This is a genomic window from Variovorax sp. FW305-3-2-15-B-LB1 (genome assembly GCF_058787635.1).
The window spans coordinates 41,832-61,641 of record NZ_JBYSZY010000002.1; the positions used below are offsets into that span (position 1 = coordinate 41,832).

The 19,810-nt window shown below is 69.1% G+C and carries 20 protein-coding genes and 2 riboswitches; of the genes, 9 read left to right on the forward strand and 11 right to left on the reverse strand.

All coding sequences use genetic code 11. The annotated features are described in order from the left end of the window. Positions 1 to 118: 118 nt before the first annotated feature. The gene (locus AC3WQR_RS01710) at positions 119 to 955 is read left to right on the forward strand and encodes a creatininase family protein (RefSeq protein ID WP_492740968.1); all 837 of its coding nucleotides are present in this window, start codon (positions 119 to 121) and stop codon (positions 953 to 955) included. Positions 956 to 962: 7 nt separating this feature from the next. On the opposite strand, the gene AC3WQR_RS01715 is transcribed toward AC3WQR_RS01710, so the two are convergent. The 10 genes from AC3WQR_RS01715 to AC3WQR_RS01760 are packed head-to-tail and all read right to left on the reverse strand — an operon-like array spanning position 963 to position 8,724. Continuing rightward, complete coding sequence (locus AC3WQR_RS01715) at positions 963 to 1,931, reverse strand: threonine dehydratase (RefSeq protein WP_492740969.1); 969 nt, start codon at positions 1,929 to 1,931, stop codon at positions 963 to 965. A gap of 18 nt (positions 1,932 to 1,949) precedes the next feature. Then, entirely contained in the window at positions 1,950 to 2,582 is a 633-nt protein-coding gene (locus AC3WQR_RS01720; RefSeq protein WP_492740970.1) for a LysE family translocator, read from the reverse strand. Between the two features lie 4 nt (positions 2,583 to 2,586). Next, on the reverse strand, positions 2,587 to 3,282 hold the full coding sequence (locus tag AC3WQR_RS01725; protein WP_492740971.1) for a VOC family protein: 696 nt from the start codon (positions 3,280 to 3,282) through the stop codon (positions 2,587 to 2,589). 13 nt (positions 3,283 to 3,295) lie between these two features. Continuing rightward, positions 3,296 to 4,219, reverse strand: coding sequence for a PhzF family phenazine biosynthesis protein (locus tag AC3WQR_RS01730; protein ID WP_172438398.1), 924 nt, complete (start codon positions 4,217 to 4,219; stop codon positions 3,296 to 3,298). A 5-nt stretch (positions 4,220 to 4,224) separates the two neighbouring features. Continuing rightward, the gene (locus AC3WQR_RS01735) at positions 4,225 to 4,866 is read right to left on the reverse strand and encodes a glutathione S-transferase family protein (RefSeq protein WP_487848622.1); all 642 of its coding nucleotides are present in this window, start codon (positions 4,864 to 4,866) and stop codon (positions 4,225 to 4,227) included. A 5-nt stretch (positions 4,867 to 4,871) separates the two neighbouring features. Further along, positions 4,872 to 5,507 (reverse strand): DJ-1/PfpI family protein, encoded by a 636-nt coding sequence (locus AC3WQR_RS01740; RefSeq protein WP_492740972.1) that lies wholly within the window; start codon positions 5,505 to 5,507, stop codon positions 4,872 to 4,874. A 14-nt stretch (positions 5,508 to 5,521) separates the two neighbouring features. Next, complete coding sequence (locus AC3WQR_RS01745; RefSeq protein WP_070060271.1) at positions 5,522 to 6,709, reverse strand: aminotransferase-like domain-containing protein; 1,188 nt, start codon at positions 6,707 to 6,709, stop codon at positions 5,522 to 5,524. 49 nt (positions 6,710 to 6,758) lie between these two features. Next, positions 6,759 to 7,166 carry a VOC family protein gene (locus AC3WQR_RS01750; protein ID WP_492741069.1) on the reverse strand — a complete coding sequence of 136 codons (408 nt, stop codon included), beginning with the start codon at positions 7,164 to 7,166 and terminating at the stop codon, positions 6,759 to 6,761. Between the two features lie 11 nt (positions 7,167 to 7,177). Next, positions 7,178 to 8,128 carry a DMT family transporter gene (locus tag AC3WQR_RS01755; RefSeq protein ID WP_492740973.1) on the reverse strand — a complete coding sequence of 317 codons (951 nt, stop codon included), beginning with the start codon at positions 8,126 to 8,128 and terminating at the stop codon, positions 7,178 to 7,180. Further along, on the reverse strand, positions 8,125 to 8,724 hold the full coding sequence (locus AC3WQR_RS01760) for a LysE family translocator (RefSeq protein WP_070060269.1): 600 nt from the start codon (positions 8,722 to 8,724) through the stop codon (positions 8,125 to 8,127). Before AC3WQR_RS01760 ends, AC3WQR_RS01755 begins: the two co-directional genes overlap by 4 nt. Before the next feature lie 130 nt (positions 8,725 to 8,854). Between AC3WQR_RS01760 and AC3WQR_RS01765 the strand changes: the two genes are divergently transcribed. The 4 genes from AC3WQR_RS01765 (at position 8,855) to AC3WQR_RS01780 (ending at position 14,093) form a co-directional block, all read left to right on the forward strand. Continuing rightward, positions 8,855 to 10,276: an aminotransferase-like domain-containing protein gene (locus AC3WQR_RS01765; RefSeq protein ID WP_095747421.1), complete on the forward strand. Its 1,422-nt coding sequence runs from the start codon at positions 8,855 to 8,857 to the stop codon at positions 10,274 to 10,276. 64 nt (positions 10,277 to 10,340) lie between these two features. Then, a complete protein-coding gene (locus tag AC3WQR_RS01770; protein WP_492740974.1) occupies positions 10,341 to 11,129 on the forward strand; it encodes a PhaM family polyhydroxyalkanoate granule multifunctional regulatory protein in 789 nt (262 codons plus the stop codon). A gap of 49 nt (positions 11,130 to 11,178) precedes the next feature. Beyond that, positions 11,179 to 12,459: an FIST signal transduction protein gene (locus AC3WQR_RS01775; RefSeq protein WP_492740975.1), complete on the forward strand. Its 1,281-nt coding sequence runs from the start codon at positions 11,179 to 11,181 to the stop codon at positions 12,457 to 12,459. Positions 12,460 to 12,677: 218 nt separating this feature from the next. Next, entirely contained in the window at positions 12,678 to 14,093 is a 1,416-nt protein-coding gene (locus tag AC3WQR_RS01780) for an RtcB family protein (protein WP_492740976.1), read from the forward strand. A gap of 17 nt (positions 14,094 to 14,110) precedes the next feature. Here AC3WQR_RS01780 and AC3WQR_RS01785 read toward each other — a convergent pair whose 3' ends face one another. After that, positions 14,111 to 15,418 carry a D-amino acid dehydrogenase gene (locus tag AC3WQR_RS01785; protein ID WP_369644831.1) on the reverse strand — a complete coding sequence of 436 codons (1,308 nt, stop codon included), beginning with the start codon at positions 15,416 to 15,418 and terminating at the stop codon, positions 14,111 to 14,113. A 91-nt stretch (positions 15,419 to 15,509) separates the two neighbouring features. Continuing rightward, a riboswitch (glycine riboswitch) is annotated at positions 15,510 to 15,616 on the reverse strand. 44 nt (positions 15,617 to 15,660) lie between these two features. Continuing rightward, a riboswitch (glycine riboswitch) is annotated at positions 15,661 to 15,751 on the reverse strand. Between the two features lie 118 nt (positions 15,752 to 15,869). Between AC3WQR_RS01785 and rfbB the strand changes: the two genes are divergently transcribed. From rfbB to AC3WQR_RS01805, 4 genes are read left to right on the forward strand one after another with little or no spacing between them, the layout of a single operon-like run. Next, complete coding sequence (rfbB, locus tag AC3WQR_RS01790) at positions 15,870 to 16,949, forward strand: dTDP-glucose 4,6-dehydratase (protein ID WP_307635984.1); 1,080 nt, start codon at positions 15,870 to 15,872, stop codon at positions 16,947 to 16,949. Further along, the gene (rfbD, locus tag AC3WQR_RS01795; RefSeq protein ID WP_492740977.1) at positions 16,946 to 17,836 is read left to right on the forward strand and encodes a dTDP-4-dehydrorhamnose reductase; all 891 of its coding nucleotides are present in this window, start codon (positions 16,946 to 16,948) and stop codon (positions 17,834 to 17,836) included. Before rfbB ends, rfbD begins: the two co-directional genes overlap by 4 nt. Positions 17,837 to 17,875: 39 nt before the next feature. Continuing rightward, entirely contained in the window at positions 17,876 to 18,763 is an 888-nt protein-coding gene (gene rfbA, locus AC3WQR_RS01800) for a glucose-1-phosphate thymidylyltransferase RfbA (protein WP_492740978.1), read from the forward strand. Positions 18,764 to 18,800: 37 nt separating this feature from the next. Further along, the gene (locus AC3WQR_RS01805) at positions 18,801 to 19,805 is read left to right on the forward strand and encodes a GDP-mannose 4,6-dehydratase (RefSeq protein ID WP_492740979.1); all 1,005 of its coding nucleotides are present in this window, start codon (positions 18,801 to 18,803) and stop codon (positions 19,803 to 19,805) included. Positions 19,806 to 19,810: the final 5 nt, after the last annotated feature.

The window sequence follows — 19,810 nt, forward strand, 5'->3', positions numbered from 1 at the left end:
GATGAGAACTAATCGTGAACAGATTCGCGATCAATTCATCCGATGTTGGCAAGTTGTATGCAAGTGTTGCCCTGTGCGCCGCTCACCGCCGCCCATGGCCCCGTCCTAAGATCGCGGCATGAACGCACTTCCGGTCTCTTCGCCCCGTTGGCCCCGTTTCTGGTCCCAGTTGACGACGCGCGACTTCGCCGCGCTCGACGCGGCGACCACGGTGGCGGTGCTGCCGCTGGGCGCGACCGAGCAGCACGGCCCGCACCTGCCGCTGGGCGTGGACACCGTGCTGGCCGACGGCATCGTGGCCGCGGCGCTGCCGCTGTTGCCGCCGGAATTGCCGGCGCTGTTCCTGCCCACCCAGCAGATCGGCCTGAGCCCCGAGCACGCGCGCTTCGCGGGCACGCTCACCTTCTCGGCCGAGACGCTGATCCGCATGTGGAACGAGATCGGCGCGGGCGTGGCGCGCGCCGGCGTGAAGAAGCTGGTGCTGTTCAACGCCCACGGCGGCCATGTGGGCGCGATGGACATCGTGGCGCGCGAGCTGCGCGCCGCGCACGGCCTGATCGTCTACAGCGTGAGCTGGTTCAACCTGCCGCTGGGCGATGCGAACGCGCAGTTCAGCGCCCGCGAGCATCGCTTCGGCGTGCACGCGGGCGAGGTCGAGACCTCGATGATGCTGGCGCTGACGCCCGCGCTGGTGCGCATGGGCGAGGCGAAGGATTTCAGTTCCACCTCGGAGAAGCGCGCGGCCGACTGCGCGATCCTCGGCAACGGCAAGAGCGCCAAGCTCGGCTGGGCCATGGAGGACTACAACGGGCAGGGTGCGGCGGGCAATGCCGCAGCAGCCACGGCCGCGAAGGGGCAGGCGGTGATCGATGCGGCCGCGCAGCAGTTGGCGCTGCTGCTGGCCGAGGTGTCCCAGCTGCCGCTGAGCACGGCGAACACAGGGCCGCTGCCCTGAGCGCGGATCAGGCGCTGCGCCCCAGCACCCCGGCGAACATGTCCGCGTCGACATTGCCGCCGCTCAACGCAACGCCCACCGTCTGCCCGCGCCAGCGTTCCTTCTGCTGAAGCGCGCCCGCCAAGGCGGCAGCGCCCGCACCTTCGGCCACGTTGTGCGTGTCGCTGAAAAGCACGCGCATGGCCTCCGCCACTTCATCGTCGGTCACGGTGATCACGTCGTCGGCTTCCTGCAGGATCACCTCCAGCGACTCGGGCACCGGCGTGCGGCAGGCCATGCCGTCGGCCAGCCGCGTGGTGGCGGGCGACTCGACCGCACGGCGTGCGCGGAACGAATCACGGTAGGCCGTGGCATGCGCCGACACCACGCCGATGAGCTTCGTCGACACGCCGCAGTGCGCGCGCGCCGCCGCCGCGCCGGCAAAGCCGGAGCCCAGGCCGATGGGCACGAACAGCACGTCGGGCGGTGAAGCTTTCAATGCGCTGAAGAACTCGACATACGCGGTCGACACGCCGCGCACCAGCTCGCGATGGAACGAGGGCACGCGGTGCAGCGCATCGCGTTCGGCCAGCACCGCGGCGTGCTCGGCCGCCGCTTGAAAGTCATCGCCATGCTCGACCAGCGTCACGCCGAGCGCGCGCATCGCCGCGTTCTTCTCGCGCGAATTGCCGTGCGGCACCACGATGGTCGCGGCCAGCCCGTGGCGCTGCGAGGCGAAGCCGACCGACTGGCCGTGGTTGCCGCGCGTGGCGCTGATCACATGGCGCACGGCGGGCTGCTCGCGCGCGAGGGTCTCGAAGTAGGTCAGGCCGCCGCGGATCTTGAAGGCGCCGACCGGCGTGTGGTTCTCGTGCTTGGCCCAGACCGTGGCGCCCAGGCGCTGCGACAGCTGCGGCCAGGTGTACTGGGGCGTGGGCGGCATGGCCGCATGCACGGTGCGCTGCGCGGCTTCGATCTCTTCGCGGGTGAATCGCATCGACGTCCTTCTTGTTGCTTACTTGCGTTCGGTGAGCGCCACGCGCACGGCCAGCGCGGCCAGCACGCTGCCCATGATGTAGCGCTGCGCGCGCAGCCAGCCCGCGCTTTGCGACAGCACGGCCGTGATGCTCGCGGCGCCAACGATCATCACGGTGTTGACCAGCGCGCTGCTCACCATCTGCGCCATGCCCAACTGCAGGCTCTGCAGCAGCACGGAGCCGCGCTCGGGGTGGATGAACTGCGGGAAGAACGACAGGTAGAACATCGCCACCTTCGGGTTCAGCAGGTTCGTGAGAAAGCCCATGCGAAACAGCTTGGCTGGCGGATCGGCCGGCAGCGCGCGGGCCTCGAAGGGCGCGTTGCCGCCGGGCTTGACCGCCTGCCATGCGAGCCACATCAGGTAGGCCGCGCCGGCGAAACGGATCGCGTCGAACGCGACCGGCACCGCCAGCAGCAGCGCCGTGAGGCCCAGCGCTGCGGCAAACAGGTGCACCAGGAACGCCATCAGCACGCCGCCCAGCGAGATGAGCCCCGCGCGGCGGCCCTGGATCAGCGTGCGCGACACGCAATAGATCATGTTCGGCCCCGGCGTGAGCGCCAGCAGCAGCGAAGCGAGGGCGAACCAGGCGATTTCGGTCAGGGTGAGCATGGGGTCAGAGTCCTTGCGATTCGAGGGTGACGGGGCCGCGCGGCGTGTCGAGCACGGCGACGAGGTTGGGCGGGCCGGCATCGACCGGCAGGCCGCCCATGCCGATGGCCGTGAGCGCGGCCGACAGCGCCGGCGCGCGCGGATGCGCCACGCGCAGCGAACGCAGCGCCAGGCCCGAGGCGGGCATGGCGTCGGTCGGGTGCACGGCGCCCCACTGGATCAGCGTGGGCAGCGCGCCGTAGAACAGGCGCTGGCCGTCGTCGCGCACCGTGATCTGCCACTCGAGCCGGCCGGCCGGCGTGTCGCGCGAGGCTTCGAGCAGGTGGCCGCGGTCGATGTGCGCATGCTCCTCGCGCGCGAGCGCCTGCGTGGCGGCGTGTGCATCGGGCACGCGCGCCACGAAGTGGATCAGGTGCGGGCCGCGCTGCGCGAGCGCGGCCTGCAGCGCGGCGTCGTCCAGGTCGAACCAGCGGCGCGTCTTCGGCCGCGACGGCGCCTTGCCGGGCTCGATGGCGATGATCTCGGCATAGGCGCGCGGGAACGCGTCATTCGCGATGTTCAGCAGCCGGTTGTGCGTGCCCATCAGCGGGTGCACGCCGCCGGGCGCGGGCGTGACGCCGAGCGTGGCCTCGCACCATGCCACGCCCTCGGCCAGCGAGGCAGCGGCGATCACCAGGTGGTCGATTTCGGCGGGGGCCATGGCGTGCCTTTGTTCAGAGGGTGACGTGGCCGTCGACGCAGGTCACGGCATCGCCGCCGACCCAGATCGTGCCGTCGCTGTCGCGCTCGATGTGCACGCGGCCCGCGCGGCCCAGGCACTGGCCTTGCGCGGCCAGGTAGCGCTCGGGCATGTGGCCGTCGGCGATCAGCCATTCGGCCAGGCTGGCGTTGAGGCTGCCGGTGACCGGGTCTTCCTGCACGCCGATGGGCTCGGCGAAGGCGCGCACCTCGAGGTCGATCTTCGCGCCGTCGTCGTTCGGCGTGGCAGGGCGGTTGCCGAAGGCGCGCGCCTCGCGGTTCGAGCGGCCGATGAGCAGCGAGGTGTCGTGCGCCGAGGGCACGCCCGCCACGCCGGCCTTCACGCCCAGTTCCTTCAGCGCGCGGTGGTCGGGCTGCAGCGCCAGCACGGCGTCGGCGTCGTTCAGCAGCAGGCCGAACCAGACCGGGCCGTTGTCCAGCACCTGCGCCGCGATGACTTGCTGCGCCTTCAGGCCCAGCGCGCCGGCCACCTTGGCCAGCAGCGCGGGGCTCGGGGCGCTGCGCTTGAGCGGCGGCGCGGCAAAGGCCAGGCGCTCGCCGTCGCGCCGCAGCGGCACGAGGCCGGCGCCGCACTGCTGCACCACGCGGCCCGCCACCTTGGGCTTGCCGCCGGCCTGCAGCCACGCATGGCAGCTGCCGATGGTCGGGTGGCCGGCAAAGGGCAGCTCGCCGCCGGGCGTGAAGATGCGCACGCGGTAGTCGGCGCCCGGGTCGGTCGGCGGCAGCAGGAAGGTGGTCTCCGACAGGTTGGTCCACTGCGCGAAGCGCTGCATGGCGGCGTCGTCCAGGTCCTGGCCGTCGATCACCACCGCGAGCGGGTTGCCGTAGTAGGCGGTGGCGGTGAAGACGTCGACTTGCTTGAAGGGGCGGGATTTCATCAGGGTCATTCGAGGGATAGATCAAGCACGCCACGCGTGCCCGGGCGGGAAAGCAGGTCGGCGTACCAGCGCTCGACGTTGGGCCAGACGGGCCGGCGGTATTCGGCGCCGGGCAGGCCGAACCAGCGGTGCGCCTCGCAGCCGATCGGGATGTCGGCCATGGTGAAGCGCTCGCCGGCCATGTAGGGGCGCTGCGCGAGGTGGGCGTCGAGCATGGCGAACAGCGCCTCGCTCTCGCGCACCGACGCGGCGATCAGCGCGGGCTGGCGCTCCGAGGGCGCCGTGCGCACCCATTGCACGAAGGCGTCGCGGCTGGCGCGGTTGAGCGTGGTCTGCTGCCAGTCCATCCAGCGCTCGGCGTCGAAGCGCGCGGGCAGCTCGCTCGGGTAGAGCGTGCCGTGCGAGTAGCGGGCGCACAGGTAGCGCACGATGACGTTCGACTCCCACAGCGTGACGCGCTCGGCGCCTTCGCCGTCGTCGATGGTGGGCACCATGGCGTTCGGGTTGAGCGCGCGGTATTCGGGCGTCTGCACCACGCCGAATTTGCCGCCGGCCTCGGTGCGCTGGAAGTCGAGCCCGAGCTCCTGCGCGCACCACACGACCTTGCGCACGTTGATCGAACTGATGCGGCCCCAGATGTTGAGCATGGTGTTCAGTGTCCTTGTGCGCAGAGGGCGTCGGCCGTGGCCTGCAGGTACGGTTCGATGTTGCGCATCGCGCGCGCCACGTAGTCGTCTTTCTCGCCGACCGGCGCGACGTAGTGCAGCGCGCTCTTCGCGGCCTCGAGGCCCTCGGTGCGCGCGATGAGCCACGCCGCGAGGTAGGGCGCCGAGAAGCAGCCGCCCGCGGTGGCCACGTCGCCCTGCGCGAAGAAGGGCTGGTTGAGCACTTCGACGCCGGCTTCCTGCACCCAGGGCTTGGTCGTGAGATCGGTGCAGGCGGGCACCGTGCCCAGCAGGCCGAGCTTGGCCAGCAGCAGCGTGCCCGAGCACTGCGCGCCGATGAGCTGGCGCGACGGGTCGAGCCCGCGCAGCACGCCCATCAGGCCCGCGTCGGCGGCGATCTCGCGCGTGCGGATGCCGCTGCCGACGATCACCGCGCCCGCCTCGCAGGCCGCTTCGAGCGTCGCGGTGGCATGCACCGTGACACCGTTCATCGAGGTCACGGTAGCGCTGGGCGAGGCCAGCGTCACGCGCCAGCCCGGCTTCTTCACGCGGTTGAGCACGCCGAGCGCGACCAGCGAGTCGAGCTCGTTGAAGCCGTCGAAGGTGAGGATCGCGATGTGCATCGTCGTCGGCCCCGTCAGGCGTGGGCGGGGGCCAGCAGCGCCAGTTCTTCGCGCAGCGTGACGGCGAGCGCGGCGATGGCGGTGTCGATCTCTTCGACGCTGGCGGTCACGAACGACAGGCGCAGCGTGCGCGGATCGCCTTCGCCGGCGTAGAACGGCGCGCCGGGCACGAAGGCCACGTTGCGCTCCACGGCCTTGGGCAGCAGGGTCACGGTGTCGATGCCCTCGGGCAGGCGCGCCCACAGGAACATGCCGCCCTTGGGGGCGTTGAACTTCACGTCGAGGCCGGCCATCTCGCGGTGCAGCGCGGCGATCATGGCGTCGCGCTGGCGCTTGTACAGCGCGCGGATGGTGGGCACGTGGCGGTCCAGGAAGCCGTCCTTCATCACGGCCGAGACCATGCGCTGCGTGAAGATCGGCGTGTGCAGGTCGACCGCCTGCTTGGCCTGCAGCAGCTTGGGGAAGATGGCCTTCGGTGCCACCAGGAAGCCCAGGCGCAGGCCCGGGGCCAGCACCTTGGAGAACGAACCCAGGTAGATCACGCCCTCGGGGTTGCGCGCGGCCAGCGGCAGCGGCGGGGCTTCGTCGAACCAGAGCTCGCCGTAGGGGTTGTCCTCGACGATCGGCAGGTTGGCGGCGGCTGCGGCAGCGGAGACGGCGGCGCGGCGCGCCTCGGTCATGGTGCGGCCGGTGGGGTTCTGGAAGTTGGGCAGCAGGTAGACGAAGCGCGCGTCGGCCGCCTTGCTCACGAGGTCGTCGACGATCACGCCGTCGTCGTCGCTGGCCACGCCCACGGGGTGCGGCTCCATCGGGCCGAAGGCCTGCAGCGCGCCCAGGTAGGTGGGCGTCTCGACCAGCACCTTGCTGCCCGGATCGATCAGCACCTTGGCCACGAGGTCCAGGCCCTGCTGCGAGCCGGTGGTGATGAGCACCTGCGAGGCGTCGACGTCCCAGGGCAGCATGTCGGCCACGGCCTGGCGCAGCGGCGCATAGCCTTCGCTGGCGGCGTACTGCAGCGCGGCCTGGCCGTCGTTGTGCAGCACTTCGGCGCAGGCGTCGGCGAACTCCTGGATCGGGAAGGTCTTGGGCGAAGGCAGGCCGCCGGCCAGGCTGATGATGCCGGGGCGCTCGGTGACCTTGAGGATTTCACGCAGCACCGAAGGATTCATCTTGGCGGCGCGGGCGGCGAGTTTCCAGTTCATGGGAGGCTTTCTTCTTTCTGGCGAATGAGAGGTGAGTCTGAGTGTGGGGTCAGGGCGGCGGGATGTCGCCACGGTGCACGACATGGATTTTGTTGCCGTCCGGGTCGCGCAGGTAGGCGCCGTAATAGCCCTGCCCGTAGCGGGGGCGGGGCCCGGGCGCGCCTTCGTCGCGGCCACCGTGGCGCAGGGCCGCCTCGTGGGCGGCGTGAACGGCCTGCGGCGAGGGCGCGCAGAACGCGACCATGCTGCCGTTGCCGGCGCTGGCGGGTTCGCCGTCCAGCGGGATGTACACGTAAAAGCGCGGCAGCGTCTGGCCCGGCGCGATCCAGCAGGCGGCGTCGGGGCCGCCGTCGGGCGTCACGGGGCGGCGGATGAGGCCGAGCGGGGCCAGCACCGCGTCGTAGAAGGCGGCGGCGCGCGGCAGGTCGGTGCAGCCGACGGTGACATGGCTGAACAGCGTCATGGTCGTCAGCTCCTGGCCTGCGGCTCGGCACCGCGTGGAACGGCAGGCGCGGCCTGCGGTTGCGACAGCCGCTTGCCCGCGACCACCGTGGCGACCACGGCGGCGGCGAAGCCCAGCGTCACCAGGTCGAGCGGTTCGCCCAGCAGCGGGATCGAGGCGAGGATCGACAGGAAGGGCTGCAGCAGCTGCGTCTGGCTCACGCGCAGCGCGCCGCCCAGGGCCAGACCGCGGTACCAGGCGAAGAAGCCGATCCACATCGAGAACATGCCCACGTAGGTGAAGCCGACCCAAGCCGAGGCGGCCACGGGCTGCTGCGGCCACAGGGCGATGGTGGCGGGCAGCGTCACGGGCAGCGCCATCACGCAGACCCAGCAGATCACACGCTCGGCGCCGAGCGACGGCGTGACCTGCGCGCCGTAGATGTAGCCGACCGAGGCGGCGACGACCGCGCCCACCAGCAGCAGGTCGGCCCATTCGAAACCGAAGCCGTGGCCGCTCTGCTGCGCGCGCAGCACCGAGAACACCACGACCAGCAGGCTGCCCGCGACGGCGCAGAGCCAGAAGCCCAGCCGCGCGCGCTGGTGCAGCACCCAGGCCGCGACCGCGGCCGTGACCAGCGGCAGCAGCGCCGTCACCACCGCCGCGTGGCTGGCCGTGACCACGCGCAGCGCAAAGGCCAGCAAGAGCGGAAAGCCGATGCAGTTGCCCAGCACCGCCATGCCCAGCGGCTTCCACTGGTGCGCCGCCGGGCGCGGCGAGCGCGTGACCAGCAGGAAGACGGCCGACAGCACGCCCGCCAGCGCCGCGCGCCCGAGCGTGACGAACCACGGCGACAGCTGCGGCGCCTCTTGCGTGCCCGTGGCCAGCCGCGTCATCGGCAGCGTGATGGCGAACAGCGCCACGCCGACCACCCCGAGCCACATGCCCAGCGTTTCGTCCTTGATGGCGAGCTTCATACGCCCACCATCCACCAGGCCGTGAGCACGAGGATCAGGCCCATCGCGCGGTTGAACCACAGCAGGCGCCGGCCCTTGGCCAGCCACTCGCGCAGCAGCGCGCCGACCAGCGCATAGGCGAAGTTGCTGGTGAAGGCGTAGGTCAGCATCACGGGCGCGACGATGGCGAAGCGCGCGAGCGCGTCGGGCTGGCCGGCGATCCAGCCCGCCACCAGCGTGAGCGCCAGCAGCCAGGCCTTGATGTTCACGAACTGCAGCATCACGCCCTGCCCGAAGCCGACCGAGAGGCGGGCGCTGTCGGCCTTGCCGAGCTGGGCGCTGCCGCTGAGCTTGTAGGCCAGCCACAGCAGGTAGGCGATGCCCAGGCCCTTGATCGCCAGGCGCAGCGGCGGCATGGCCACCACCAGTGCGCCGAGGCCGGCCGCGCAGATCGCCAGCAGCAAGGTCCAGCCGACCGGCACCGCGACCACGAAACGCATCGCACGCGGCAGGCCGCCGTTGGCCGCCAGGGCGGTGGAGAGCGTGGTGTTGGGGCCGGGCGAGAAGCTCATCGCCGTGGCCAGCACCAGCAGCGCGGTGAATTCTTGCCAGTTCATGTCACAGACTCTAAACTTTGGACCATTACAGTTCCAGTACAGATGATCGAACAAATCTGAAATCTGTATTGGTCATTCCTTCGACACACGCCGCTCTTTTCTTGCTCTCTGTGCGATGCAGCCCGATCCGATGCTGACCCGAACCTCCACCCAGTCCCTGACCGGGCAGCTGGCCGACCGCCTCGCCGAGCGCATCCGCAACCGGCTGCTGGCCCCCGGCGCACGCCTGCCCTCGGTGCGCGAGTGCGCGCGCCAGCAGGGCGTGAGCCCGTACACCGTGGTCGCCGCCTACGACCAGCTGCTCGCGCAGGGCCTCGTCGAGGCGCGCCGCCAGCGCGGCTTCTACGTGCGCGACGCCGCGCCGGCGCCCGAGGGTTCGCGCAACCCGGCGCATGCCGTGCCCGTGGTCCCGCCGATGATGGCCTCGCGCGTGCCGGCCGACGCCAGCTCGCTGATCCGCAGCATGTTCCACCGCCCGAGCGACAAGCCGCAGCCGGGCATGGGCGTGTTCCCGCCCGACTGGATGGCCTCGACCTTCCTGGCGACCGCGGTGCGCCGCGTGACCACCACCTCGGCGCTGCAGGAACTATCGCTTCAATATGGCGAGCCCTCGGGCGACCTCGCGCTGCGCCGCAGCCTGTCGCAGAAGCTGGTGCGCATCAACGTGCCGGCCGGGCCGGACCAGATCGTGACCACCATCGGCGCCACGCATGCGCTGGACATCGTGAGCCGCACGCTGCTGCGCGCGGGCGATCCGGTGATGGTCGAGGAGCCCGGTTGGGCGCTGGAGTTCGCGCGGCTCGAGGCGCTGGGCATGCGCATCCTGCCCGTGCCACGCCGCGCCGACGGGCCCGACCTCGACGTGATGGCGCAGTACTGCAAGCTGCACAGCCCCAAGCTCTTCGTCAGCGTGAGCGTGCTGCACAACCCGACCGGCTACAGCCTCACGCCGGGCAGCGCGCACCGCGTGCTCAAGCTGGCCAACGAACACGACTTCCACATCGTCGAGGACGACACCTACAGCCACCTCGCGCCCGAGCACGCCACGCGCCTGAGTGCGCTCGACGGGCTGCAGCGCACCATCTACGTCAGCGGCTTCGCGAAGATCCTGGCGCCCAACTGGCGCATCGGCTTCCTGGCCGCCTCGCCCGCGCTGAAAGAGCGGCTTCTGGAGACCAAGCTGCTGGCCACGCTGACCTCGCCCACGCTGTTCGAGCGGGCGCTGTCGTGGTGCATCGACCAGGGCCAGCTGCGCCGCCATTCGGAGCGCGTGCGCATCCGCCTGGACGGCGCGCGCGGCCGCGCGGTGAAGCTGGCCATGTCGCACGGCTGCACCTTCGCCTCGGAGCCGGCGGGGCTGTTCGGCTGGGTCGACACGGGCGTGGACACCGACGCGCTCACGCAACGCATGCTCGACCAGGGCTACCTGCTGGCGCCGGGTTCGCTGTTCCATGCGCGCCGCCCGCCGAGCACGATGATGCGGATCAACTTCGCGACCTCGCAGGACGCGAATTTCTGGAAGGTTTTCAGCCGGGTCAGGGACGAGCTCTGATTCGCTGGCAAGGGGCTTGGAGTAAGCTGGCAACACAAGAAAACCCAGCCAGGAGACCTCCCGCATGAGCAACGCCAGCAAACCCTTCGACTTCAGCCAGTTCGTCCCCGGATTCGACTTCCTGAAGAACCTCGCCGGCGGTGCCGCCGCGGGCTCCGGCTCGGTGCCCGGCATCCCCAGCCTCGCGAGTTGGGTCGCGCCCACCATGAGCGTCGAAGAGGTCGACAAGCGCATCCAGGAACTCAAGACCGTCCAGTACTGGCTCGAACAGAACGGCCACGCGCTCAAGGCGACCATCCAGGCGCTCGAGGTGCAGAAGATGACGCTGTCGACCCTGCGCGGCATGAACGTGCGGATGGAAGACATCGCCAGCGCGTTCACCAAGCAGGCCGCGGCCATGGCGCCGGCGCCTGCACCGGCTCCCGCCCCGGCCCCCGCACCGCGGCCCGAACCGGAAGCTGTCGAGGAAGAGGAAGAAGAGTTCGACGAGGCCGAGGAAGAAGCGGAAGAAGAGGAAACCCCGGCACCGAAGAAGGCGTCGCGCGCCAAACCCGCCTCGTCCAACGGCGCTGCCGGCGTGGTCGACCCGATGCAATGGTGGGGCTCGCTCACCGAGCAGTTCCAGCAGATCGCGAGCACGGCGCTGCAGGACGCGGCGCAGCTCAAGGTGCCGGCCATGGCGCAGCCGCTGGCCGACGCCGTGGGGCAGGTCATCGGCAAGGCGACGGCGCGCAAGCCGGCCGCCAAGGCTGCCCCGAAGAAAGCTGTCGCCAAAAAAGCCGCGCCGGCACCCGCCGCGCGCAAGAAAACCACGTCCGCCGCCGCGCGCAAGCGAACCTCCGGCCGGCGCTGACGTCTTACAGACACCTTTCCAGACGACGACGCACGGGTCGGTACGCACCATGAAACTGTTTCCCACCGGCCATGCCACCCACCCGCAATGGCGCATGGCCGCCGGCCTCGTGCTGGCCCAGTTGCGCGCGCAGATGGCGCTGCCCGATTACGCGTCGAACCCGACGCTCGGGCTGCTCTACATCACCGACCACTACGCGGCCGAAGCGCAGGAGATCCTCGATCACCTGGGCGCCGAGCTGCCCGAGGTCACCGACTGGTCGGGCACCGTCGGCATCGGCGTGTCGGCCAACAACGCCGAGTACTTCGACGAGCCCGGCCTGAGCCTGATGCTGTGCGCGCTGCCCAGCGACCAGTACCGGGTGTTCTCCGGCGTGGCGCCGCTGGGCAGTTCCGAAATGAGCGGCTTCGAGGCGCACACCGCGCTCGTGCACGCCGACCCGGCCACGCCCGACCTGGGCGAGCTCATCGGCGAGATGGCGGGGCGCACCGACACCGGCTACTTGTTCGGCGGGCTCTCGTCCGGCCGCGGCGGGGCGCTGCAGTTCGCGGTCGGCGGCAACGGCAACATCCGCGGCCATGGGGCGGCGGGCGGCGTGTTCTCGGGCGGCTTGTCGGGCGTGGTGTTCGGCGAGGGCGTGCGGCTGGTGTCGCGCGTCACGCAGGGCTGCCAGCCGCTGCGCACCGGCGGCGCGCGCGAGCGCGAGATCACCGAGGCCGACGGCAACCTGCTGCTGTCGCTCGACGGCGAGCCGGCGCTCGACGTGCTGCTGGCCGACCTGCAGGTGTCACTCGACCGGCCGCAGGAAGCCATCGACGCCGTGCGCAACACGCTGGTCGGCCTGGCCGACGCGGGCAGCGACGGCATCCGCCGCACCGGCGACCTGGGCGCCGACGTGCTGGTGCGCCACATCATCGGCCTCGACCCGACGCGGCGCGGCATCGCCATTGCCGACAACGCCGAGGCCGGCATGCGGCTGAGTTTCTGCCGCCGCAACGCGCAGGCGGCGCGCGCCGACCTGATGCGCATCTGCGCCGAGATCCGCGAAGAGCTCGAGCCCGAAGAACAGACGCTGGCCACCGCACGCGCCGTGGCGGCCGGTGAGGCCGAGGCCGCACCGCATCCGGCGCGGCGCATCGCGGGCGCGGTGTACGTGAGCTGCTCGGGGCGCGGCGGCCCGCACTTCGGCGCGCCGGGCGCCGAGCTGCAGATCGTGCGGCATGCGCTGGGCGACGTGCCGCTGGTCGGCTTCTTCGCCGCGGGCGAGATCGCGCGCCACCACCTGTACGGCTACACCGGCGTGCTGACGGTGTTCACTGCGCCGGACTGACTGACTGGCTGACTGACGGGAAAAAACGACGCGCGCGCCTGCGCACTGTGTTCGCGGGCGCTTCGCGTCGCTAGAATCCGCCCGCTTTCTTGAATCTCTGCTGCTGCAAGAAAGAGTGATCCGCGCGCCCCGAGGCACGCGGTCGATCTCTTTCGCCCCGCCACGCGATGTGACGGGGCCCGGAAACCGACACGGTTTCCCCGAATGGAATTGCAGCCATGGGCAGCCCCACCAATAGTCATTTTTCGAGACTTCAGCGCGCCTTTTCGCGCGCCCACATCGCCGTCGACTACCGCGACGGCATCTATCACCTGCGCAACGAAGCCGCGCAGGCGACCGTTCTTCTGCCGCAGAGCCTGCCGCTGGAAGAAAAAGCAGTGAACCAGCTGCTGGCCTTTGCCAGTGTGCGCTCGCCCGACGGCGCGCACGGCGTGTGCAAGGCCTGCGCGACGCCGGACTTTCATCCGGGCTCGGTCGCGCCGGTGGGCAGCGTCGTCGCCACCGATGGCGACTTCGTGATCCCCGCCGCGGTCGGCACCGACATCAACTGCGGCATGCGCCTGCTGACCACCGGCCTCACGCTGGACCAGGTGGCGCCGCACAAGACGCAGCTGCTCGCGCGGCTCACGCGCAGCCTGCTCGACAACGGGCGCGACGTGCCGGTGCACACGGCGGCGTTTCGCGCGCTGTTCGACGACGGGCCGGCCGCGTTCCTGGACGCCGTGCGCAACGAGGGGCTCTGGGCCTCGTGCGACCGCGACCGGCTGCAGGCCGAGATCGGCGCGTGCATCGGCCTGGCGAGCTTCGGCGGGCAGTCGCGGCACGCACCGTCGGCCTACACCGGCGCGCGCCACGAGGTGTTCCGCGACCCGTGCCTCGGCACGCCGGGCAGCGGCAACCACTTCGTCGAGTTGCAGGTGGTCGATCAGGTGATGGACCGGCACGCGGCGTACCGCGCGGGGCTCAAGGCGGGCGAGGTCGTGGTGATGATCCACAGCGGCTCGCGCGACATCGGGTTCCATGTCGGCGGCCGCTGGATGGACCGCGCACGGGCCGAGTGGCCGCAGGGCCTGCGCCATCCGAAGAGCGGGCTGTACGGCCTGGCCGGGCCGCTGGCGCAGGAGTACCTGGAAGCCATGGGCGTGGCCGCGCGCTATGCCTGGGCCAACCGCGTCGTGCTGGCCGAGCTGGTGCGCAAGGACTTCGCCGAACTGCTGGGCGCCACGGCGTCGACGTTGGTGGTCGACGTGCCGCACAACGTGGTGCTGCGCGAGCACGGCATGAACATTCACCGCAAGGGCGCGACGCCGGCACATGCGGGCGACCTGGCGCTGATTCCCGGGTCGATGGGCGATCACTCGTACCTCGCGACCGGGCTGGGGCATGAAGACTGGCTGTGGTCGTGCAGCCATGGTGCCGGCCGGCGCATGCGTCGGCAGGAAGTGCGCGCGATGCGGCCCGCACCCGACGACGCCGATGCCAGCTGGCAATGCGTGACGCTGCGCGAAGAGCGCCGCATCGAAGAGGCGCCGCAGGCCTACAAGCCGATCGGCGCGGTGATCGAGGCGCAGGAAAGCGCGGGGCTCATCCGCTGCGCCGTGCGGCTCAAGCCCTGGGTCACGTTCAAGGCATGACCCGGGCGCGTGTCGTGTCAGCCCAGTGCGGGTTGCACGGCGCGCGGCGCGGGTGCCGGCATGCCGGCGAACGCGAAGTCGACCTCGGGCGCCAGCCCGCTCACGATGCGCGCGATCGACTTGCCCGAGCCGCAGGCGTGCGTCCAGCCGAGCGTGCCGTGGCCGGTGTTGAGGAACAGGTTCGGCAGTTTGGTCTTGCCGATCAGCGGCACGTTGCTCGGCGTGGCCGGGCGCAGGCCGGTCCAGAACTGCGCGCGCTCGGTGTCGCCGGCGCCGGGGAAGAGTTCTTCGACGCGCCGCACGATGGCTTCGCAGCGCACGCGGTTCAGGTCGCGGTCGTAGCCGTTGAGCTCGGCCGTGCCGGCGATGCGCAGGCGGTCGCCCGACTCGGAGGTGTAGCGCGAGAACACCAGCTTGTATTCGTCGTCGGTCAGCGAGACCTGATGCGCCTTCGATGCGTCCTTGACGGGGAGCGTCACCGAGTAGCCCTTGGCGGGGTAGATCGGCAGGCGGATGCCCAGCGGCGCGGCGTACAACGGACTCAGCGAACCCATCGCGAGCACGAAGGCATCGCCGCGGATGCGCTGGAAGCGGCCTTCGTTGTCGGTCGCCTCGACGTGGTCGATGCTGCCGCCGGCTTCGCGCAGCGCGGTCACCGTGTGGCTCATGAGGAACTTCACGCCGGCCGCCTCGGCCAGCTTCACGAGCTCGCGCGCGAAGCGGTTGGCGTCGCCCGATTCGTCTTCGGCGGTGTAGGTGGCGCCAGCGAGTTGGGGGCGGATGTGGGCGAGGGCGGGTTCGATCCTGATGGCCTCGTCGGCCGAGATGACCAGCCGCTCGCAGCCCAGGGCACGCATCTGCTCGGCGGGCGCGAGGGCGCCGTCGAATTCTTTTTGCGTTGTGTAGAAGTGCAGGATGCCTTGCGTGCGCTGGTCATAGTTCAGGCCGGTGTCTCGACGCAATTGCTGCAACATTTCCCGGCTGTATGTACCGAGACGAACGATCTGTTCGATGTTGTGGCGGGTGCGGGCGGGGGTGCATTCGCGCAAAAACTGCAGGCCCCAGAGCCACTGGCGCATGTCGGCGCGGATGCGGAACAGCAGCGGCGCATCTTCCTTGCCGAGCCATTGCAGCACCTTCAGCGGCGCGCTCGGATTGGCCCACGGCTCGGCATGGCTGACCGAGATCTGGCCGCCGTTGGCGAAGCTGGTTTCGGCGGCCGGGGTGGCCTGCCGGTCGATCACGGTCACCTCGTGGCCGAGTTGCTGGAGGTAATAGGCCGAAGTCACGCCGAGCAGGCCGGCGCCAAGAACGATCACACGCATTGCAAGTACCTTTGAGTTTGCAGCGCTTGAACGGCGGGCGTGGAGTGCTATTGAAAAAATAGCAAGCAACCGGACGACCGATGTCCAAGTTGCCGCTCCCCCTGTCCTCGGTACCTGAGAGATTCACCCTGCTGCACCCGCAGCGGGTTTGCTCCTTCGGTGCGCCACATGGCGTGGCGGCTCTCCAGACGGCTGTATCGATGAGTGCAGTACTGACCCCTTGCCGAAGTTCCTGGGCGTTGCCTGGAATTTCGTCGGGCCGACCTGAGCGTTTATGGGAGTTTGCGCCTTCGGTAGGGCCTCCGTGGAGGCCCGCTCTCCTGCAATTGTTGGCGATTGTAGGCGGGCCCCGCAAGCCGGCCAAGCCCTGTACATCGGCACTTCACACCGATGGGATAATTGAATGTTGATTTTTGGTAAAGCAAACTTTTTTCTACATGCAGGGGACTCCATGATCCTGGTTACCGGCGGCGCAGGCTTCATTGGCGCCAATTTCGTGCTCGACTGGATCGCGCAGGGCAACGAGCCCGTCGTGAACCTCGACAAGCTGACCTACGCGGGCAACCTGGAGACCCTGGCGTCGCTCAAGGGCAACGCGAACCATGTCTTCGTGCAGGGCGACATCGGCGACAGCGCGCTGCTCGATCGCCTGCTGGCCGAGCACAAACCCCGTGCCGTCGTGAACTTTGCCGCGGAATCGCACGTGGATCGTTCGATCCACGGTCCGGAAGACTTCGTGCAGACCAACGTGCTCGGCACCTTCCGCCTGCTCGAATCGGTGCGCGGCTACTGGAACGCCCTGCCGGCCGACCAGAAGGCGGCCTTCCGCTTCCTGCATGTGTCGACCGACGAGGTCTACGGCTCGCTCTCCAAGACCGACCCGGCCTTCACCGAAGAGAACAAGTACGAGCCCAACAGCCCGTACTCGGCCAGCAAGGCCGCGAGCGACCACCTCGTGCGCGCCTGGCACCACACCTACGGCCTGCCGGTGGTCACCACCAACTGCTCGAACAACTACGGCCCGTTCCACTTCCCCGAGAAGCTGATCCCGCTGATGATCGTCAACGCACTGGCCGGCAAGAACCTGCCCGTGTACGGCGACGGCATGCAGGTGCGCGACTGGCTCTACGTGAAGGACCACTGCAGCGCCATCCGCCGCGTGCTCGAAGCCGGCAAGCTCGGCGAGACCTACAACGTCGGCGGCTGGAACGAGAAGCCCAACATCGAGATCGTCAACACCGTGTGCGCGCTGCTCGATGAACTGAGCCCCCGTGCCGACGGCAAGCCGTACAAGGAACAGATCACCTACGTCACGGACCGCCCGGGCCACGACCGCCGCTACGCCATCGATGCACGCAAGCTCGAGGCCGAACTCGGCTGGAAGCCCGCCGAGACCTTCGACACCGGCATCCGCAAGACCGTCGAGTGGTACCTCGCCAACGGCGAGTGGGTGCGCAACGTGCAAAGCGGCGCGTACCGCGAGTGGGTCGAGAAGCAGTACGACGCTGCGCCTGCAAAGGCTTCCGCATGAAGTTGCTGCTGCTCGGCAAAGGTGGACAGGTCGGCTGGGAGCTGCAGCGCAGCCTCGCGCCGCTCGGCGAACTGGTCGCGCTGGATTTCGACAGCACCGACTTCCACGCCGACTTCAGCCGCCCCGAGCAGCTGGCCGCCACGGTGCTGGCGGTGCGCCCCGACGTCATCGTCAATGCCGCCGCGCACACTGCCGTCGACAAGGCCGAGAGCGAGCCCGACTTCGCGCGCAAGCTCAACGCCACCTCGCCCGGCGTGGTGGCCGAGGCCGCGCAGCAGATCGGCGCGCTGATGGTGCATTACTCCACCGACTACGTCTTCGACGGCAGCGGCACCCGCCCCTGGAAGGAAGATGACGCGACCGGTCCGCTCAGCGTGTACGGCCAGACCAAGCTCGAAGGCGAGCAGTTGGTGGCGCAGCATTGCGCGAAGCACCTGATCTTTCGCACCAGCTGGGTGTACGCCGCACGCGGCGGCAACTTCGCCAAGACCATGCTGCGGCTGGCCAAGGAGCGCGACAAGCTCACGGTCATCGACGACCAGTTCGGCGCCCCGACCGGTGCCGAGCTGCTGGCCGACATCACCGCGCACGCCATCCGCGCCACCTTGCAAGACCCGGCCAAGGCCGGGCTGTACCACGCCATCGCCGGCGGCGAGACCACATGGCACGGCTACGCGCGCTTCGTGCTCGAGATGGCGCAGCAGGTTGGCGTCGAACTCAAGGCCGGCCCGCAGGCCGTGGAGGCCGTGCCCACCAGCGCCTTTCCGACGCCCGCGAAGCGCCCGCACAACTCGCGGCTCGACACCACCAAGCTGCAGACCACCTTCGGCCTGCGACTGCCGCCCTGGCAGGAAGGCGTGGCACGCATGCTGCGCGAGACGCTCTGACCGACTGATTTTTCCTGCCCCTCACAGAAGAAGACTCCCATGACGCAACGCAAAGGCATCATCCTTGCCGGTGGCTCCGGTACCCGCCTGCACCCGGCCACGCTCGCCATGAGCAAGCAACTGCTGCCGGTGTACGACAAGCCCATGATCTATTACCCGCTGAGCACCCTGATGCTCGGCGGCATGCGCGACATCCTGATCATCAGCACGCCGCAGGACACGCCGCGCTTCCAGCAGCTGCTGGGCGACGGCAGCCAATGGGGCATCAACCTGCAGTACGCGGTGCAGCCGAGCCCCGATGGCCTGGCGCAGGCGTTCATCATCGGCGACAAGTTCGTGGGCAACTCGCCGAGCGCGCTGGTGTTGGGGGACAACATCTTCTATGGGCATGACTTTGCCCATCTGCTGGGCGGCGCCGACGCGCAGGACGCGGGAGCCACTGTTTTCGCGTACCACGTGCATGACCCGGAGCGGTATGGCGTGGTCGCATTCGATGCACAAGGCAAGGCCAGCAGCATCGAGGAAAAGCCGCTCAAGCCCAAGAGCAACTACGCCGTGACGGGCCTGTACTTCTACGACAACCAGGTCATCGACATCGCCAAGGCGGTGAAGCCGAGTGCACGAGGCGAGCTCGAGATCACGGCCGTCAATCAGGCGTACCTCGACCTTGGCCGGCTCAACGTGCAGATCATGCAGCGCGGCTATGCCTGGCTCGATACCGGTACGCATGAAAGCCTGTTGGAGGCGGGGCAGTTCATCGCCACGCTGGAGCACCGGCAGGGGTTGAAGATCGCCTGCCCGGAGGAAATCGCGTGGCGGCATGGCTTCATCGACAAGGAGCAACTGGCGCGGCTGGCCTTGCCACTGCAGAAAAATGCCTACGGCAAGTACCTCAATCGGCTGCTTGCCGAAGAGCACTCATTCTGAACACTGACACACAACAATTTCTTCGGTAGTACAAGTCATGCACGCATCAACTCAAACCCTGACGGGTCAAAAATACCTTGTAACCGGCGCAGGCGGATTCATCGGCAGTCACCTTGTCGAAGCACTCGTGCGTGCCGGCGCTGAGGTGACGGCTATGGTCCGCTACGGTTCCGCATCGAGTTGGGGCAATCTCGAATTCGCACCGGATGACGTGAAGGGGCAGTTCCGCGTTGTGGCGGGCAACATCGACGATGGCGATTTCGTCATGCATGCCATGCAGGGCATCGACGTCGTCTGCCATCTGGCGGCCCTGATCGCCATTCCGTATTCGTACGTTGCCCCGCGCAGCTACGTGCGCACCAACGTCGAGGGAACGCTCAACGTCGTGGAGGCCGCGCGCCGTCTGTCGGTTCGTCGCGTCGTCCACACGAGCACCTCCGAGGTGTACGGCACCGCGGTGCGCGTGCCGATCGACGAAGAGCATCCGCTGCAAGGGCAGTCGCCTTATTCGGCCTCGAAGATCGGGGCGGACAAGATCGCCGAGAGCTACTACCGCTCGTTCGACACCGGTGTCGTGACCTTGCGCCCGTTCAACACGTTCGGCCCGCGCCAGTCCGCCCGGGCATTCATCCCGACCATCATCTCGCAGGCATTGACCCAGGACGTGATCAAGCTCGGATCGCTGACCCCTGAGCGCGACATGACCTTCGTGACGGACACGGTCGCCGGCTTCGTCGCTGCTTCGGTGACGCCCGGGATCGAGGGGCAGACCATCAACCTGGGAACTGGCTCGACCTACACGATCGGTCACTTTGCCGAGCGCATCCTCAAGCTGATGGGCGTGGAAAAGGAGATCGTTGCGGACACCGCGCGCATGCGCCCCGACAAGAGCGAGGTCTTGAAGCTCGTCTCCGACAACGCGCTGGCCGCGAAGTTGATGGGGTGGTCGCCGCAAGTCGACCTGGACGAGGGGTTGCGCCAGAGCATCGAATTCATTCGCCGCAACATCCACCTGTACCGCCCTGCGGTCTACACCGTCTGAGGGAG

Coding starts and splice junctions, on each gene's coding strand:
- AC3WQR_RS01710 (WP_492740968.1), top strand. CDS start 119: ATGAACGCACTTCCGGTCTCTTCGCCCCGTTGGCCCCGTTTCTGGTCC.
- AC3WQR_RS01715 (WP_492740969.1), bottom strand. CDS start 1,931: ATGCGATTCACCCGCGAAGAGATCGAAGCCGCGCAGCGCACCGTGCAT.
- AC3WQR_RS01720 (WP_492740970.1), bottom strand. CDS start 2,582: ATGCTCACCCTGACCGAAATCGCCTGGTTCGCCCTCGCTTCGCTGCTG.
- AC3WQR_RS01725 (WP_492740971.1), bottom strand. CDS start 3,282: ATGGCCCCCGCCGAAATCGACCACCTGGTGATCGCCGCTGCCTCGCTG.
- AC3WQR_RS01730 (WP_172438398.1), bottom strand. CDS start 4,219: ATGAAATCCCGCCCCTTCAAGCAAGTCGACGTCTTCACCGCCACCGCC.
- AC3WQR_RS01735 (WP_487848622.1), bottom strand. CDS start 4,866: ATGCTCAACATCTGGGGCCGCATCAGTTCGATCAACGTGCGCAAGGTC.
- AC3WQR_RS01740 (WP_492740972.1), bottom strand. CDS start 5,507: ATGCACATCGCGATCCTCACCTTCGACGGCTTCAACGAGCTCGACTCG.
- AC3WQR_RS01745 (WP_070060271.1), bottom strand. CDS start 6,709: ATGAACTGGAAACTCGCCGCCCGCGCCGCCAAGATGAATCCTTCGGTG.
- AC3WQR_RS01755 (WP_492740973.1), bottom strand. CDS start 8,128: ATGAAGCTCGCCATCAAGGACGAAACGCTGGGCATGTGGCTCGGGGTG.
- AC3WQR_RS01760 (WP_070060269.1), bottom strand. CDS start 8,724: ATGAACTGGCAAGAATTCACCGCGCTGCTGGTGCTGGCCACGGCGATG.
- AC3WQR_RS01765 (WP_095747421.1), top strand. CDS start 8,855: ATGCTGACCCGAACCTCCACCCAGTCCCTGACCGGGCAGCTGGCCGAC.
- AC3WQR_RS01770 (WP_492740974.1), top strand. CDS start 10,341: ATGAGCAACGCCAGCAAACCCTTCGACTTCAGCCAGTTCGTCCCCGGA.
- AC3WQR_RS01775 (WP_492740975.1), top strand. CDS start 11,179: ATGAAACTGTTTCCCACCGGCCATGCCACCCACCCGCAATGGCGCATG.
- AC3WQR_RS01780 (WP_492740976.1), top strand. CDS start 12,678: ATGGGCAGCCCCACCAATAGTCATTTTTCGAGACTTCAGCGCGCCTTT.
- AC3WQR_RS01785 (WP_369644831.1), bottom strand. CDS start 15,418: ATGCGTGTGATCGTTCTTGGCGCCGGCCTGCTCGGCGTGACTTCGGCC.
- rfbB (WP_307635984.1), top strand. CDS start 15,870: ATGATCCTGGTTACCGGCGGCGCAGGCTTCATTGGCGCCAATTTCGTG.
- rfbD (WP_492740977.1), top strand. CDS start 16,946: ATGAAGTTGCTGCTGCTCGGCAAAGGTGGACAGGTCGGCTGGGAGCTG.
- rfbA (WP_492740978.1), top strand. CDS start 17,876: ATGACGCAACGCAAAGGCATCATCCTTGCCGGTGGCTCCGGTACCCGC.
- AC3WQR_RS01805 (WP_492740979.1), top strand. CDS start 18,801: ATGCACGCATCAACTCAAACCCTGACGGGTCAAAAATACCTTGTAACC.